The organism is Nocardia sp. NPDC006982 (genome assembly GCF_042869435.1).
Classification (GTDB): Bacteria; Actinomycetota; Actinomycetes; order Mycobacteriales; family Mycobacteriaceae; genus Nocardia.
The window spans coordinates 70,144-84,173 of the sequence record NZ_JBIAFV010000007.1 but is presented as its reverse complement, the minus strand read 5'-3'; the positions used below and the strand labels follow the sequence as shown (position 1 = coordinate 84,173).

Here is a 14,030-nt window from a genome sequence, read left to right as displayed (position 1 = left end):
ACAGCTATCGCGAGGACCTCGATGCCGACAATGACCGTGACCCGAAACAATTCCCGCCGGCCGGATATGGACCTATTCCGGCGCGCGCTGGCGCAGCTCTCGGCGAGCGTATCGGTCGGCGAACCCGAACAGTCGCCGGCCACCAGCTCCTATCAGAAGCGGGCGGGCCACGCCGCGGTCACCGATCGATACGGCTGGCCGGGGCTGTGACGGCGTCGGAACTCTGGCGGCTCGACGCCGCACGGACCCGCTCGATCAGTGCGGAGAATCCGACCGGCTCCCCCGGTGCCGGGGCTCGCGCGACCGAGGGCACCGGGGCACATGCGGCGCGGCTACTCGGACCCGGCTGGAAAATCTCCCCGTCGATTCACCTCGGTGCGGGCGAAACCGTAACGCTCGCAGATATTTCCGGCTCCGGTGTGCTGCGCCACTGCTGGCTCACCACCGACCGCACGGTGCTGCGGCAGCTCACCCTGGGCATGTACTGGGACGACGAACCCGAGCCATCGATCGACCTGCCACTCGGCGACTTCTTCTGCAACGGCTGGGACGAACTGGCACTTGTACAGTCCGAGATGGTGGTGGTTGCTCCCGCCGGTGGTCTGAACAGCTTCTGGCCCATGCCTTTTCGTGAGCACGCCAGGATCACCCTGCACAACGGTAGTGACCGTGCGGTGCCGGTCTACTACCAATTCACCTATACCGAGGAAGATGTCCCCGACTCCGCCGGATATCTGCACGCACTACGCCGCCACAGCACGCCACTCGGCGCGCCCGCCGTGCACACCATTCTCGACGCGATACCGGGTCCCGGCCGATATGTCGGTACCTACCTCGCGATTCGGCCCGGCGCACCGGGCTGGTGGGGCGAGGGCGAGCTGAAGTTCTACCTCGACGGCGACGCTACCCATCCGACCGTCTGCGGCACCGGCACCGAGGATTACTTCGGCGGCGCATGGAATTTCGATCTCGACGGCGCCTACCGCGCGTATTCGACGCCCTATCTCGGCCTGCACCAGGTCCTGCCGCCCGACGAGATCTACCAGCCGCATCAGCGATTCGGCATGTACCGCTGGCATATTCGCGATCCGATCTGCTTCCAGCAGGATTTGCGCGTGACGATTCAGGCGCTCGGCTGGCACGACGACGGCACCTATCTGCCGCTGACGGAAGCCGATATCTCGACAACGGCGCTGTGGTACCAGAGCCGCCTAACCTCGGTCTAACTCGTCGTCATCCGGGAGTTCCATGGCGAGCAGCTCGTCCGCGCGGCTCAACGCGTCGTCGAACGCCGACTCGATGCCGTCCATGACCGAAAGTCCGTCCAGCAGGCCGGACAACTCGCGTCGGGCGGCTTCCAATTCCGCGACCGCCGGATCGACGCGATACCACCCGACACTCGCACGCCACCAAGCGTTTTCGTCGATCCACCCCCACATGACATCGCGCACGAACTTGGCATCGGGGGTGTACATCTGGAAACACTCGTCCGATCCGGCCGCACGGTGCTCGAGTTCGTACACACCGTCGGGCAGCAGGCGCGCCTGGATGTAGGCATGCTCGCCGCGTTCGACCACGATCGCCGGATATTCCGGATCGGGTGGTTCGCGCAGCAGATCGTCGAGCAGCGGATCCGTCAGGGCGGGCAATGTGGTTCCGTCGCCCGTGCGGACATGCACGTCGGCGTGCTGGTCCGGGTCGTCGTTCACCGCGACAGTCTGCCTCATCCGGAAATCCGCCATGCGAGCGGAGCGAAATGCGGCGCAGCGGCTGGGTTCGGGTGCAAGGTAGTGCTATGCGCGCGGTCGTGATCGAGACGCCTGGGAGGTTCTCCGTGCAGAATGTGCCGGATCCGACGCCGGAGCCCGGCGAGGTCGTCGTGCGGGTGGATGCGGTGGGGATCTGCGGCACCGATGTGCATATCGCCGATGGCGAATTCCCGCCCACGCCGTATCCGATCGTGCCAGGTCACGAGTTCGCCGGTTCGGTGGTGGCGCTGGGCTCGGGCGTCGGTGGTGTGCGGATCGGCGACTCCGTCGCGGTGGATCCGTCGTTGTTCTGCGGGGCGTGCCATTACTGCGCGATCGGGCGCGGGAATCTGTGCGAACGGTGGGGCGCGATCGGCGATACCGTCGACGGCGCTATGGCCGAATACGTCGCGGTGCCTGCCGCGAACTGCTATCGGCTGCCCGAGACGCTGTCGACCGCGCACGGCGCGCTCGTCGAGCCGTTGTCGTGTGCGGTACACGCGTTCGACGTGCTGCCGCGTGCGCTGGGCGCGCACTATCTGCTGTACGGCGCGGGCACCATGGGCCTGCTGATGTTGCAGCTGGCGCGGGTCGCGGGAGCCGCGTCGGTGTCGGTGGTCGACATCAATACCGCGCGACTCGCGGTGGCCATCGACCTCGGCGCGGATGCCACCGCCGCAACCGCCGACGAATTCGACCGCCCGCAGGGTTGGGAGGTGGTGATCGACTGTACGGGCGCGATCGCCGCCATCGAGGATGGACTCGGCCGGGTGCGCCGAGGCGGGGTGTTCCAGCAGTTCGGGGTGGCGCCGGGCGCGGCGACCGCGTTGATCTCACCGTTCCGGATCTACAACGACGAGATCACCATTGTTGGCTCGATGGCCGTACTGCACAGTTTCGGTCGTGCGGTCGAACTCATGGGCAAGGGCGTGATCGATGCGGACACCATGATTACCCACGGCTTCGGATTGTTCGAATTCCCCGATGCGCTACAGACTTTCCGAGCAGGCACCGGCCGCAAGATCCAGCTCAGGCCGGATGCCTGATGGCCACCGTCGCGGGGGTGGACAGCTCCACCCAGTCATGCAAGGTCGTGCTGTGCGATGCCGATACGGGCGAGATTCTGGACGAAGCGCGCGCCCCGCACCCGGACGGCACCGCGGTACCCGCCGAATCCTGGTGGCAGGCACTGTGTTCGGCGGGCGACGGGTTGTTGGATCGGGCCGATGCGGTCGCGATCGCGGGCCAGCAGCACGGCTTGGTCGCGCTGGATATAGAGGGTCATCCGGTCCGGGATGCGTTGCTGTGGAACGATATCCGATCCGCCGCGGCGGCCGAGGAGTTGATCAGCGAACTCGGTGGCCCGCAAATGTGGGCCGATGCCGTGGGTAGTGTGCCACTGGCGGCATTCACCGTCGCCAAGTTGCGGTGGCTGGCCGATCATGAACCCGAACATGCCGACCGCACACACCGGGTACTGCTTCCGCACGACTATCTGACCTGGCGATTGCGGGGTGGGCCGTCCGATCACAGCGTCGAAGCGACCACCGATCGTGGCGACGCTTCGGGCACCGGCTACTGGTCGCCTGCGACCGGCCGGTACCGCAAAGACCTACTCGCCCATGCGTTCCGCGGTCGGAACCCAGAATTGCCCCGCGTCGCCGGACCCGCCGAAGCGGTCGGACGCACACCCACGGGCGCACTCGTCGCGGCCGGCACCGGCGATAATGCCGGCGCCGCACTGGGTTTGGGCATCGCAGACGGTGACGTCGTCATCTCACTCGGCACCAGCGGCACCGTCTACACCCGTGCCGCCGCACCGAGCGCCGACGCCACCGGAGCCATTGCCGGATTCGCCGACGCAACAGGCGCATTCCTGCCACTGGCCTGCACACTCAACGCCGCCCGGGTATTGGACGCCACTGCCGCAACGCTCGGCGTCGACCTCATCGGCCTGGAAACCCTTGCGCGCCAGGCACCACCGGGTTCCGATGGCGTTGTTATGCTCCCCTACCTATCCGGCGAACGCACCCCGAACCTGCCACACGCCACGGGAAGTCTGCACGGTCTACGACCGGAAACCTTGCGCCCCAGCCACATTGCGCGCGCCGCCGTCGAGGGCATGCTCTGCAATATGGCCGACGCGCTCGACCATCTGCGCACCTCCGGAATCCCGATCCACCGTGTGCTGCTCATCGGCGGTGCGGCCCGCTCCGCCTTGGTCGCCGAACTGGCCGCCCAGATCTTCGGGCTCACGGTCACGGTCCCTGAGCCGAATGAGTACGTCGCGCTCGGTGCCGCCCGGCAGGCGGCTTGGGCCCTGGGCGGCACGGCACAGCCGCCGAGTTGGGCCGCACACACCATCGCCGAGATCCGCGCACCCAGCGACGGTGGGGCGATCGGGCGGCAGATCCGGACGGCGTACGAGAACGCACGGCATGCCCTCTACGCTGGGTGAATACGGTGCCGCCGGAAAACAGGTGGACGTATTCGCTCGGCGTGCGCGATGTCGGGGTCGGCGGGGTTCACCGGATTCGATTCGGTTCCGCCCGGCGCACACACCGCAGGTCCGCTACTTGGCATCCTCGTCACGGCTCAGGCCGCGGGATTCCAACCTCGAGGGTTGCCGGTTCCTGCTTCACGGACCGCCCAACGGCGAGGTCTCCACAGGCTGTCACCGCCAGCCCGGCGGCGAGGGGACCAGCGGAACCGCACCCACCCCAGCTTCGGCAACCTCACCCGGCCCCACCGACGGCCCAATCGTTGCACCATGACTGCTTCGGGTCCGGGAACCGGAACGACAGCGACCAACGCCGCGACGACCGCCATCGCACCGCGAAGGTGCCCCGTTCGCGGCACGCCCGATCCAGATTCCGGTGCCCACCTGCGCAATATGGCCTTCTACAACTTCGGCCTGCGCATGCTCGAGCGCGTCCACCGGCGCGCCTTCATGCCACCGGAGACCGCGATCCACCGGCTGACCGGCGAACTCGCCGACTGGTACGGCCTGGATGCGGGCCGACTGACCGAAGGCGCCCGCGCCGATATCGCGGTCATCGACCCCGCCGGATTCGACGGCTCCAGCGCCGCCTACGCCGAAGCCCCCGTTCCCGGTATCGACGGCCTGGAGCGCATGGTCAACCGCAACGACCGCGCGGTCGCCGCGACCATCGTCGGTGGTCACCTGCTGTACGAATATGGCGACTTCGCACCGGGTTTCGGCACCACGATCCAGGCGGGCACCTTCCTCGAAGCCCGGTGAGCTACTCGGCGGCGGGAGTCTCGTGCACCGAACGCCACAGATAGCCGCCGATCACGTGGAAACCACGGCGGGAAACCGCGAGAAGCTTCCGCCACCAGTGCCACTTGATCTTCAGGGCATGGGTGACCGCGCGGCGGCGATACCTGCTTTGCGGCCGAAGAAGGTGGCGTCGCCCAGGGAGGTGCCGCTGATGTAGCCCTCGCCGTGGAGGCCGGAACTGGCGCGGCCGGCTGCGAAAAGGCCGGGGATGGGGAGGCCGTCGAGGTCGAGGACTTGGCCGTCGAGGGTGGTGTGGAGGCCGCCGAGGGTGAAAACGGAAGCGCCGGTGCCGCGGCGGTTGCCGGATTCCGAGGGTGGGCGGACGCCCGCTTTCACGTCGATGGCGGCCAGCGGGGGCGTCAGTGGGCGCAGCCAGCGCGGTGCTTTGTGGAAGTCGGGATCGGTTCCGCGCGCGGCGAATTCGTTGTAGCGGTTGATGGTAGCGGCGAGTGCGCCGGGCGGCAGGGCGAGTCGTTCGTCGAGTTCGTCGATGGATTCGGCGACATGGGTCGGGCGCACACCCCAGCGTTCGCGTTCGGGCACCTCCTCGTAGCCCTGTTCGTCGAGCACTACCCAAACATTCATATCGTGACCGAAGAGCGCGGCCTGGCCGATGCGGCCGGGATAGGTGTCCTCGTTGACGAAGCGCTGGCCGCGATGGTTGACGATCATGCCGCGTGCGGCGAAGCCCGGAATCAGCGAGGCGCCGACCTGACCGGCCGACATATGCCGCACGGCGGCGCCGACGGCCTGTGCAATGCGGATGCCGCTGCCGTCATCGGTGCCCGCGCTCACCTTGGTGTGGCCGAGCAGACGCGGCGCGTGGGCGGCGAGCATATCGTCGTTGTCGACGAAACCTCCGGTGGTGAGCACACATCCGCGTCGAGCCCGAATTGTGAGCTCCTTTCCGTAGTGTCGAGCCACCACGCCGACGACCGAGCCATCATCGCCCAGGATCAGATTCGTCGCGTAGGTGTCGTATTGCGCTGTCACACCGGCAGATTCGGCTGCCGAAACCAGCCAGCCCAGCAGCAGCCTTCCGCCGAAGTCGTTCGCGGTAGGCCGGTGCCCGCGCGGGGCGGGAATAGCGACTTCGGTGAACGGCCAACTGTTTTCGCCCAGCCACATCAGCCCGTCATCGGTCGGCGGCACCCAGGCGGGAGCATCCCAGAGACTGGGCTTGAACGGCACACCGCGATCGACGAGCCAGTGGAAATGCGCCACGCTGTGCTCGCTGTAGTGCACGATCTTCGCCACATCCGCGCCCGGCCCGAGCGCCGCCACCAGGAATGCCGCCATCTGCTCGGGACTGTCGTCGAACCCGCACGCCCGCTGGATCGGCGTACCACCGCCGAGGTAGATCTCGCCACCTGACAACGCCGAGGCGCCACCCGGCCCACCGGCCCGATCCAGCACCACAACCTCGGCGCCGGCCCTCGCGGCCTCGAATGCGGCGCAAGCCCCCGCACTGCCGTAGCCGACGACCAGCACGTCGGTCTCGATGTCATAGGACTTCACCTCGGCGGCGGCACGCGGCGCGACCGATCTGCGGACCGTCATGGCATCGAGGCTGCGCGCGTCCACCGGATCACGGAATCGATCATCTCGGTGGTCGAGCCGGGTACTCCCGGTCAGTGGGACTGGCACCGATCGCGGCGCCCCGCACTCGCGATGGTGTGTGAACGGCGTCACGTTCGCGTATCCCGGCGCCAGTGAGGAGAGGAAATCGATGCGGGTCCTGGTCACCGGAATCACCGAGCCGAGCGGTCGCGCGGTGGCGCGCATGTTGTTGGCCGCCGGGCACGAAGTGGTCGGGCTGGACCAGCGGCGGCATCGCTACATCGATCCACGGGTGCGGTTCACGACCGACCATACCGACGCTGTCGACGGCTGCGTGAGCGTCGTACATCTGGCGGCAGGCGGGCTCGCCGAAATCGCCGCCGCCGCACGCGAAGCCGGTGCGCGGATGGTGGTTCCAGTCGGTCCTCGCTCGACACGGCTTTCGGACGACAAGGCGATGGCGGTGCTGCGCGCCTCGGGCGCGGATAGCGTGCTGGTGCGCACCGCGCCGATCGCCGGTCGCCGGATCGGGCACGAAACCCGCCGGGCACTCGAGCCGATCCTCGGCTCGAAGTCCGATGACGGATTCCAGTTGCTGCACAGCGACGACCTGGACCGGTTCCTGGTACTGGCCGCCACCGCGCCGCCGTCCGGTCATCGCGAAGATGGGGTCGAGATCGTCGAACTCGCAGCTTCCGGCGTGGTGACCGCCGACGAGGTGCGCCGCATGATGCGCGAAGCGGGTGTACGGTCCTCGGCTCGGGTGCCAGGCTGGTCCGGCCGCCACGCTCTTCTGGATCCCACTGTCGCACAAGAGGAGTGGGGCTTCCGCTGCGGCTGGACGGCACGCGAGGTCATCGCCGATCTGGTGCGCGGAATGATCGGCCGCAAGCCCGACGGCGGTGGCTTCCGCACGCGCAAGGGCGCAATCCCTTTGCCGTCACACGTGATTCCATCCCGTGCCGCCACGTCGGACAACCATCCGCTCACCGATGTCGCGCCGGCGGGTCTCGAAGGCGAATTCGACGATCGGGTCGACGAGCGCTACCCGGTACACACCGCAACCAATACTTCCGAGGCGCTCCCCGGCCCGATGACACCGCTGACCATCGACCTGCAGGCCGGTGCCATTCGCCTCAGCAACGAGGCCATGGGCGAGATGATTGCCCTCGACGGAATCGCCTTGGAACACTGGACGAGTCGGGTCACCACGGTGCTCGGCCACCACATCTACATCAATGCCTCGATCGGCGTGCTCGCGGCCGAGAATATGCCGGGCTGGGATGAGGAGAGCATCCGCCGCGACGCCTATGGCAATATCCCGGCCGAAATCGCCCTGCAGCCGCACGGCAAGCCGCCGATGCCGACCGGGCTCGCCAGCACGCTGGCGACGGTACGCGCGACCTCCCGCGTCATCGCCACCGCCCGCCGTTTCGGCAAGACAGCCGAGCTGATCAATGCCGCATCTCATGCGGAAGCGTTGAACGCGAATGAGATTCGTGAACTGTCCGATGAGCAGTTGCATGTGCGCGCCCTGCTCTGGCGCGATCGTCTGCACCAGGCGTGGCAGGCCGCGGCGATCGGTGTGATGATGACCGGTGCCGCCACCGCCATCCACGCACGCGGCAAGGATGCGGGCGAGGTTCCGATCGACCTGACCAGGTTGGAATCGGCGAAACCCATGCTCGCGGTGGAACGCCTGGCCGAATTCTGCCGCACCGATGCCGATCTCGCCGAGGTGGCGCGCGCCGGTGATATCGATGCGGCGCGGGCGAAATCACCTGCTTTCGCCGCCGCGCTCGATGCGGAGCTGGCGAAGGTCGGGCACCGAGGTCCCGGTGAATGCGAGCTGATCAACCCGACATTCGGCGACCGCCCCGCCCTCTTGGTGAGCGCCGCCGCCCGCGCCGCGCAGATGCCGGCGCCCAAGCGCGACTCCGTGGATACGTCGCCGAGTCGCACGGCTCGCATGGCGGCCGGAGCCACCGTGGCCCGGGAACGCGCTCGCGACGGCGTCGTCCGGATCACTCACTGTTTGCGACTTGCCGTGCGTGAGCGGGCCGATCGGCTCGTTCGCGCCGGTCGATTGCGCGAGATCGACGACGCCTGCTATCTCACGCTGGACGAAGTCTTCTGTCTCCCAGCGGATGCGGCCGACAAGGTGGCCCGCAGGCGCGCGGAACGCACTCGACTGCAAACCATCAGGATGCCCGATGTCGTTGCCGGACAATGGGAACCGGTACCCGACGCGGCCGCACTCACCGCCGACGAAAGCCTGACCGGCATCGGTGTCTGCGCCGGTGTGGTGGAAGGCCGGGTCAAGCTGGTGCTGTCGCTGGATGACGATATCGAGCCCGGCGACATCCTGGTCGCCGCGGTGACCGACACCGGCCACACCGCCATGTTCGCCTACGCCGCCGCCGTGATCACCGATATCGGCGGATCAGCATCCCATGCCGCGATCGTCGCCCGCGAATTCGGCATTCCCTGTGTCGTCGACACCAAGACCGCCACCACGAGCCTGGCCGACGGCCAGCGCGTGCGCGTGGACGGCGCGGCCGGGACGGTCACGCTGCTGGCCGACTGAGCGCGGCCCGAACTCGGGTCGCAGACTTTGCTGAAAGGAACACCCCTCGTGAAGAATTCGCGCGCTTTCCGCGGCACGATCGCGGCCGCGGCCGCTGTGCTGGTCGGCGTTCTCCCGGCGCTGGCCGGGCCGGCGTCGGCGGGTCCGGCGCTCTCGGGGCCGGCCGTGCCGGTGCTGCGGTCCCCGGGCCAGGCCGATCGGCCGGTGGGTCTGGCGCATGCGCCGAATGCCCGCGATATCGGCGGCTATCCGGCCAAGGGCGGCAGCAAGCTCGCGACCGGCGTCGTGTACCGCTCCGACGCGCTGGCCAAACTCGACGCGAGCGAACAGCAGAAGCTGGTGTCGCTCAATATTACTCAGGTCATCGACTTCCGCAGCCCCACCGAAACCGGCCGCGATCCCGATAAGCTCCCGGCATCGATCCGCCGCACCGAACAGCCGGTCTACGATCCGGCCAACGACTTCTACCTCATGGTGGCGCGACTGATCCAGGCCGGACCGGCCGCCCAGCAGGAGGCGCTCGGCGACGGCAAGGCCGCCAAGATCATGCGCGACTACTATGCGTGGTTCGTTTCGAACCCCACCGCGCGCGCCCAGTTCGCCCAGGCATTCAAGGACATAGCGACCACGCAGGGTGCGGTGCTGTACCACTGCACGGCTGGTAAGGACCGCACCGGCTGGATGACCGCGATCCTGATGAGCGCGCTGGATGTCCCGAAGGGGCAGATCTACAACGACTTCCTGGACTCCAACGACAACTTGGCGGCCGGGAACATGGCGCTGCTGGACGGGCTCGTCGCCCAGGGCTTGGTGACCGATCGTGCGCTCTGGGAGCCGATCCTCGGTGTGCAGCGCGAGTTCCTGGACGCGGCGTTCGACCAGGTCCAGGCGTCCTACGGCTCGTTCGACAGCTTCCTCGGCGATGGTCTCGGGATCGACGGCACGACGCTGGAGGCGCTGAAGGCGAAGATGCTGACCTAGCACTGAGGTTGTGCCGGTGTCACCGCGAAGGTGGCACCGGCTCCGTGAATCTCTCGGCCGTATCGCCGCGCAGACTTCCCGCGGGCAGCGTCCGGCCGGACAACACCAGCAGCAGATCCTGGGCCGAACCCGCGAGCACCGAACCCGAGCCGTAGGTGAAGTCGAGATCATCGGCCCGCAGTTCGATCCCGTGCAGGTCTACGCCGAAGAAGTTGACACTCTTCGGTGAGAGCGCCCCGAGCACCATTCGCATGCGCTCGGCCGGGACGACGCGGTCGAGCCCGAGCGCGACGGTGATATCCAAACCGTGGATGACATCGTGACTCAGCGCACCCGCGTACCCGCCACCCGGCGGCTTCCACGGATGATCCACATTGTCGCGCACCGCGGCGACCAGATCCTCGGCTGCCAGCACCGCCGCATCCGATCGCGCACTCCTATCCGCCATCTTGTTGAAATTGCCACGCGCCTTGAGCATTTCGAGTGCGAACCGCGGCATGGACATCCGAAACGGCATGGTGATATGGGCAACGACCTCCCGCACCCGCCATCCGGCACACAACGTCGGCTCATCCCACCGCTCGGCCGCCAGCCCGGCCAGCAGTTCCGCCAACTCACCCCGCTCCGCCTCGATCGCCGCCCGCACCTCGGTCTCCGTCATCGCATCTCCTCCAACCCTTGGCCGCCCCCCTCCATTACCTACGACGAACCGCTCCCCCCGAATTCATCGGTCGCCCCGGAAATCAATCAAGATCAGGTGGCACTGGTGGCGTGGACTACTCGCGTTTCGCCGCCATGGTTTCCCCGTGATCACTTGTCCAAGTGAGGGGCGCGGAGCGGTGTTTCCCAAGGGTGGCAAGGGAATAACTTTGCGTGCTCGGGCGTCGGCGGCGACCATGCAGGTTCGCTGCTCTTCGGCGGATCGTGCGGGAAGGTGAGACGGATGCGGCTGATCATGATCGATGGTGAAGCCGACGGCGGCGACGCCCTGGCGCAGGGGCTCGAACTGCACGGTCATCAGGTGGAGCGCAAGCATCGCGGGGCCGACCTGCTGCTGGCGCACCACGGCTATCACGCCGTTATCCTCGACATGGGCCTGCCGGATATGGACGGGTTGCAGGTGTTGCGCAAACTGCGCGAGGTCAGCTCGGTGCCGGTGGTGATTCTCGGCGAGCACGCCGATGAGCGTTCGATTGTGCTCGGGCTGCACAGCGGCGCCGACGACTATGTCGTCAAACCCGCGCGTATCGGTGAGTTGGCCGCCCGGCTCGAGGCGGTCACCCGCCGGGTCGGCGTTGCCAGCGCCGCCCGGGGCAAGACGGTGACCAGCGAGGATGTTCGCGTAGATCTCGCGGCGCGGCGGGTCGAGGTGGCCGGGGAACTGGTTCCGCTCACCCGGCTGGAGTTCGAGTTGCTGCGGGTCCTGGCCGAGCGGCCCGGAATCGCGGTCAGCCGTGAGCAATTGATGGACTGCGTCTGGGGCGACTCGATGCTGGCGGTATCGCGGAAACTGTATGTGCATATGGCCTCGTTGCGCGCGAAGTTGGACCGCCCCGGGCTGATCACGAATATCCGCGGCTACGGCTATCGATGGGGTCCGGACCCGTACGAGACCACCGCAGAATCGAATTTGCTGCACGCGGTGTAGACACCACCTCCGAGCGTTCCGATCACCGGGACTTCTCCCCGACGCGCCGCCACGGCCGCCATAGCGTCACAACTATGGCGTCGTCCGGCACACACCGGTCGCGAGAACATAGGAGGACCCCCATGAACCCAGCATCGCGCAGCGATTCGATGAGGGGTGGTGGTCGGGTGACGGGCGGGCCCAATAAGGTGCTCGATCGGGTTCGGGATCTACTCCCGGCAATCCGGGAGCGAGCCGCGGAGACCGATCTGCAGCGGCGGGTTCCGGTGGCGAGCATCCGGGAACTGACCGAGGCGGGGGTGTTCCGCATGCTGCAGCCGTCACGATTCGGCGGCGACGAAGCCTCCCCCGTGGCGTTCTACGAGGTCATTCGCACGATCGCGTCGGCCTGCCCGTCCACCGGCTGGGTGTCGTCGGTGCTGGGCGTGCATCCCTGGCAGCTGGCACTTTTCCCACTGCAGGCGCAGGAAGAGGTGTGGGGCGAGGATTCCGACACGCTCATCTCCTCCTCGTACGCCCCGACCGGTCGACTCACGCCGGTCGAGGGCGGTTACGAGGTCAGCGGACGGTGGAGTTTCTCCTCCGGCTGCGACCATGCCCAGTGGGCATTCCTGGGCGCACTGGCCCCGGACGAGCACGGCAACCCCAAGGACTATCTGACAATCCTGGTGCCGCGCAACGATTATCGCATCGATGACGTCTGGCACGTGGTCGGCCTGTCCGGCACCGGCAGCAACGATATCGTCATCGAGAAGGCCTTCGTGCCGCATCACCGCGCCTACAGCGCCACCGAGCAATCACAGCTGCGCGGTCCGGGCCAGGAAGCCAATCCCGCTGCGCTGTACAAGATTCCGTTCGCCGGCGTCTTTTCCAACACCATCACCGCCCCCATCATCGGGGCCGCACAGGGCGCGTACGAGGCGCATATCGAGCGGATGCGCGAGCGGGTCCGGCTGTCCTACGGCGGGCAGAAGGTGGCCGAGGACGCATTCGCCCATGTGCGGGTCGCGCGCGCGGGCTCCGAAATCGACGCGGCCATCCTGCAGATGGAACACAACATTTCCGAGCAACTGCGTTATGCCGAAGCGGGCGAGGAGATTCCGTACGAAACCCGGCTGCGCACCCGCCGCGATCAGGTGCGCGGCACCGAGCGCGCGATCCAGGCGATCGAGCTGCTGTTCGACAACTCCGGCGGCCACTCGATCCGCAAACCCAATCCGATCGAACGACATTGGCGCGACGCACACGCGGGCAGTGTGCACGTCATCAATGATGTCGAGCGCGCCCTCGCCATGTTCGGCCGCGGTGAATTCGGGCTGCCGGTCGAAGATCGGATGGTCTGATGGACGCTGCGGATACCAGTCGCCACATCACCGTCGACGGGCTGAAACTTCGCTACCACGAGGCGGGTTCAGGTCCGCCGCTGGTGCTGCTGCACGGATCCGGCCCTGGGGTGTCCGGCTGGGCCAATTTCGGCGCGAACCTGCCGGTACTCGCCGAACATTTCCGCTGCCTGATCCTGGATCAGCCGGGGTTCGGCGCAAGCGAACGCCCCGAGGTGTACCAGCGCAACTATCTGCGCATCGCCGCCGACGCCGTGCTCGGACTGCTGGATCACCTCGAACTGCCGACGGTGCACCTGCTCGGCAACTCCATGGGTGGTGCGGTGGCGACGCTCGTAGCGCTCGAACACGGCCGGCGCATCGATCGACTGGTGCTCATGGCGCCGGGCGGTGTCGGCGTCAATGTGCTGGGACCCGAACCGTCCGAAGGGATTCGGCGGCTGCTCGACTTCACCGGCGAGCCGACCCGGGAGCGAGTACTCGCCTGGCTGCGGACCATGGTGTTCGACGAGGCGGTTCTCACCGACGAGCTGGTCGAGAACCGATGGGCCGCGGCGGCGGATCCGGCCGCCATCGCGGCGATCCGCGACGCCTACGCGACCTTCGCGAATCCCGCCTTCGCGGAACCGATTCCGCTGTGGGCGCGGCTGCGCGCGCTGCGCAATGAGGTGCTGCTGCTGTGGGGCCGCGATGATCGGGTCACTCCGGCCGAGGGTGCGCTGCTGCCGTCACGTCAGCTGCCGAATGCCGATCTGCGCCTGTTCGGGCGCTGCGGGCACTGGGTGCAGATCGAGCGCAAGGACGCCTTCGAGCGCGCGGTCATCGACTTCCTGAGCTCCGGCCTGTAGCGCCGATGCCGAGG

The 14,030-nt window shown here is 67.4% G+C and carries 13 protein-coding genes; 10 read left to right on the top strand and 3 right to left on the bottom strand.

The window, feature by feature from the left end; all coding sequences use genetic code 11:
- Positions 1-21: 21 nt before the first annotated feature.
- Both ACFYOW_RS27405 and ACFYOW_RS27400 read left to right on the top strand, forming a co-directional pair.
- Entirely contained in the window at positions 22-210 is a 189-nt protein-coding gene (locus ACFYOW_RS27405) for a hypothetical protein (protein ID WP_387292579.1), read from the top strand.
- Positions 207-1,226 (top strand): glycoside hydrolase family 172 protein, encoded by a 1,020-nt coding sequence (locus tag ACFYOW_RS27400; protein WP_387292577.1) that lies wholly within the window; start codon positions 207-209, stop codon positions 1,224-1,226. Before ACFYOW_RS27405 ends, ACFYOW_RS27400 begins: the two co-directional genes overlap by 4 nt.
- On the opposite strand, the gene ACFYOW_RS27395 is transcribed toward ACFYOW_RS27400, so the two are convergent.
- Entirely contained in the window at positions 1,212-1,727 is a 516-nt protein-coding gene (locus ACFYOW_RS27395; RefSeq protein WP_387292575.1) for a hypothetical protein, read from the bottom strand. The genes ACFYOW_RS27400 and ACFYOW_RS27395 overlap by 15 nt on opposite strands.
- 68 nt (positions 1,728-1,795) lie before the next feature.
- Between ACFYOW_RS27395 and ACFYOW_RS27390 the strand changes: the two genes are divergently transcribed.
- The 3 genes from ACFYOW_RS27390 (at position 1,796) to ACFYOW_RS27380 (ending at position 5,010) form a co-directional block, all read left to right on the top strand.
- Positions 1,796-2,794 (top strand): zinc-dependent alcohol dehydrogenase family protein, encoded by a 999-nt coding sequence (locus ACFYOW_RS27390; RefSeq protein WP_387292573.1) that lies wholly within the window; start codon positions 1,796-1,798, stop codon positions 2,792-2,794.
- Positions 2,794-4,206 (top strand): xylulokinase, encoded by a 1,413-nt coding sequence (gene xylB, locus ACFYOW_RS27385; protein WP_387292571.1) that lies wholly within the window; start codon positions 2,794-2,796, stop codon positions 4,204-4,206. The genes ACFYOW_RS27390 and xylB overlap by 1 nt, the downstream gene beginning before the upstream one ends.
- Positions 4,207-4,518: 312 nt before the next feature.
- Positions 4,519-5,010, top strand: a complete 492-nt coding sequence (locus ACFYOW_RS27380) for a hypothetical protein (RefSeq protein ID WP_387292569.1) — start codon at positions 4,519-4,521, stop codon at positions 5,008-5,010.
- A 111-nt stretch (positions 5,011-5,121) separates the two neighbouring features.
- Here the strand turns inward: ACFYOW_RS27380 and ACFYOW_RS27375 are convergent, their stop codons facing one another.
- Positions 5,122-6,609: an FAD-dependent oxidoreductase gene (locus ACFYOW_RS27375; protein ID WP_387292567.1), complete on the bottom strand. Its 1,488-nt coding sequence runs from the start codon at positions 6,607-6,609 to the stop codon at positions 5,122-5,124.
- Between the two features lie 169 nt (positions 6,610-6,778).
- Between ACFYOW_RS27375 and ACFYOW_RS27370 the strand changes: the two genes are divergently transcribed.
- Positions 6,779-9,196 (top strand): PEP-utilizing enzyme, encoded by a 2,418-nt coding sequence (locus ACFYOW_RS27370; protein WP_387292565.1) that lies wholly within the window; start codon positions 6,779-6,781, stop codon positions 9,194-9,196.
- Positions 9,197-9,244: 48 nt separating this feature from the next.
- On the top strand, positions 9,245-10,177 hold the full coding sequence (locus tag ACFYOW_RS27365; protein ID WP_387292563.1) for a tyrosine-protein phosphatase: 933 nt from the start codon (positions 9,245-9,247) through the stop codon (positions 10,175-10,177).
- Positions 10,178-10,196: 19 nt separating this feature from the next.
- On the opposite strand, the gene ACFYOW_RS27360 is transcribed toward ACFYOW_RS27365, so the two are convergent.
- The gene (locus ACFYOW_RS27360; RefSeq protein ID WP_387292562.1) at positions 10,197-10,838 is read right to left on the bottom strand and encodes a maleylpyruvate isomerase family mycothiol-dependent enzyme; all 642 of its coding nucleotides are present in this window, start codon (positions 10,836-10,838) and stop codon (positions 10,197-10,199) included.
- Between the two features lie 282 nt (positions 10,839-11,120).
- On the opposite strand from ACFYOW_RS27360, the gene ACFYOW_RS27355 reads away from it, so the two are divergent.
- From ACFYOW_RS27355 to ACFYOW_RS27345, 3 genes are all read left to right on the top strand, one after another.
- Positions 11,121-11,825, top strand: coding sequence for a response regulator transcription factor (locus ACFYOW_RS27355; protein WP_387292560.1), 705 nt, complete (start codon positions 11,121-11,123; stop codon positions 11,823-11,825).
- Positions 11,826-11,974: 149 nt separating this feature from the next.
- Positions 11,975-13,168 carry a 3-hydroxy-9,10-secoandrosta-1,3,5(10)-triene-9,17-dione monooxygenase oxygenase subunit gene (gene hsaA, locus ACFYOW_RS27350; RefSeq protein ID WP_387293214.1) on the top strand — a complete coding sequence of 398 codons (1,194 nt, stop codon included), beginning with the start codon at positions 11,975-11,977 and terminating at the stop codon, positions 13,166-13,168.
- Positions 13,168-14,016: an alpha/beta fold hydrolase gene (locus tag ACFYOW_RS27345; RefSeq protein WP_387292558.1), complete on the top strand. Its 849-nt coding sequence runs from the start codon at positions 13,168-13,170 to the stop codon at positions 14,014-14,016. The genes hsaA and ACFYOW_RS27345 overlap by 1 nt, the downstream gene beginning before the upstream one ends.
- Positions 14,017-14,030 lie beyond the last annotated feature (14 nt).

Excerpts from the sequence above, each read along its gene's own strand:
- ACFYOW_RS27405 (WP_387292579.1), top strand. The coding sequence starts at position 22 with ATGCCGACAATGACCGTGACCCGAAACAATTCCCGCCGGCCGGATATG.
- ACFYOW_RS27395 (WP_387292575.1), bottom strand. The coding sequence starts at position 1,727 with ATGAGGCAGACTGTCGCGGTGAACGACGACCCGGACCAGCACGCCGAC.
- ACFYOW_RS27390 (WP_387292573.1), top strand. The coding sequence starts at position 1,796 with ATGCGCGCGGTCGTGATCGAGACGCCTGGGAGGTTCTCCGTGCAGAAT.
- xylB (WP_387292571.1), top strand. The coding sequence starts at position 2,794 with ATGGCCACCGTCGCGGGGGTGGACAGCTCCACCCAGTCATGCAAGGTC.
- ACFYOW_RS27380 (WP_387292569.1), top strand. The coding sequence starts at position 4,519 with ATGACTGCTTCGGGTCCGGGAACCGGAACGACAGCGACCAACGCCGCG.
- ACFYOW_RS27375 (WP_387292567.1), bottom strand. The coding sequence starts at position 6,609 with ATGACGGTCCGCAGATCGGTCGCGCCGCGTGCCGCCGCCGAGGTGAAG.
- ACFYOW_RS27370 (WP_387292565.1), top strand. The coding sequence starts at position 6,779 with ATGCGGGTCCTGGTCACCGGAATCACCGAGCCGAGCGGTCGCGCGGTG.
- ACFYOW_RS27360 (WP_387292562.1), bottom strand. The coding sequence starts at position 10,838 with ATGACGGAGACCGAGGTGCGGGCGGCGATCGAGGCGGAGCGGGGTGAG.
- ACFYOW_RS27355 (WP_387292560.1), top strand. The coding sequence starts at position 11,121 with ATGCGGCTGATCATGATCGATGGTGAAGCCGACGGCGGCGACGCCCTG.
- hsaA (WP_387293214.1), top strand. The coding sequence starts at position 11,975 with ATGAGGGGTGGTGGTCGGGTGACGGGCGGGCCCAATAAGGTGCTCGAT.
- ACFYOW_RS27345 (WP_387292558.1), top strand. The coding sequence starts at position 13,168 with ATGGACGCTGCGGATACCAGTCGCCACATCACCGTCGACGGGCTGAAA.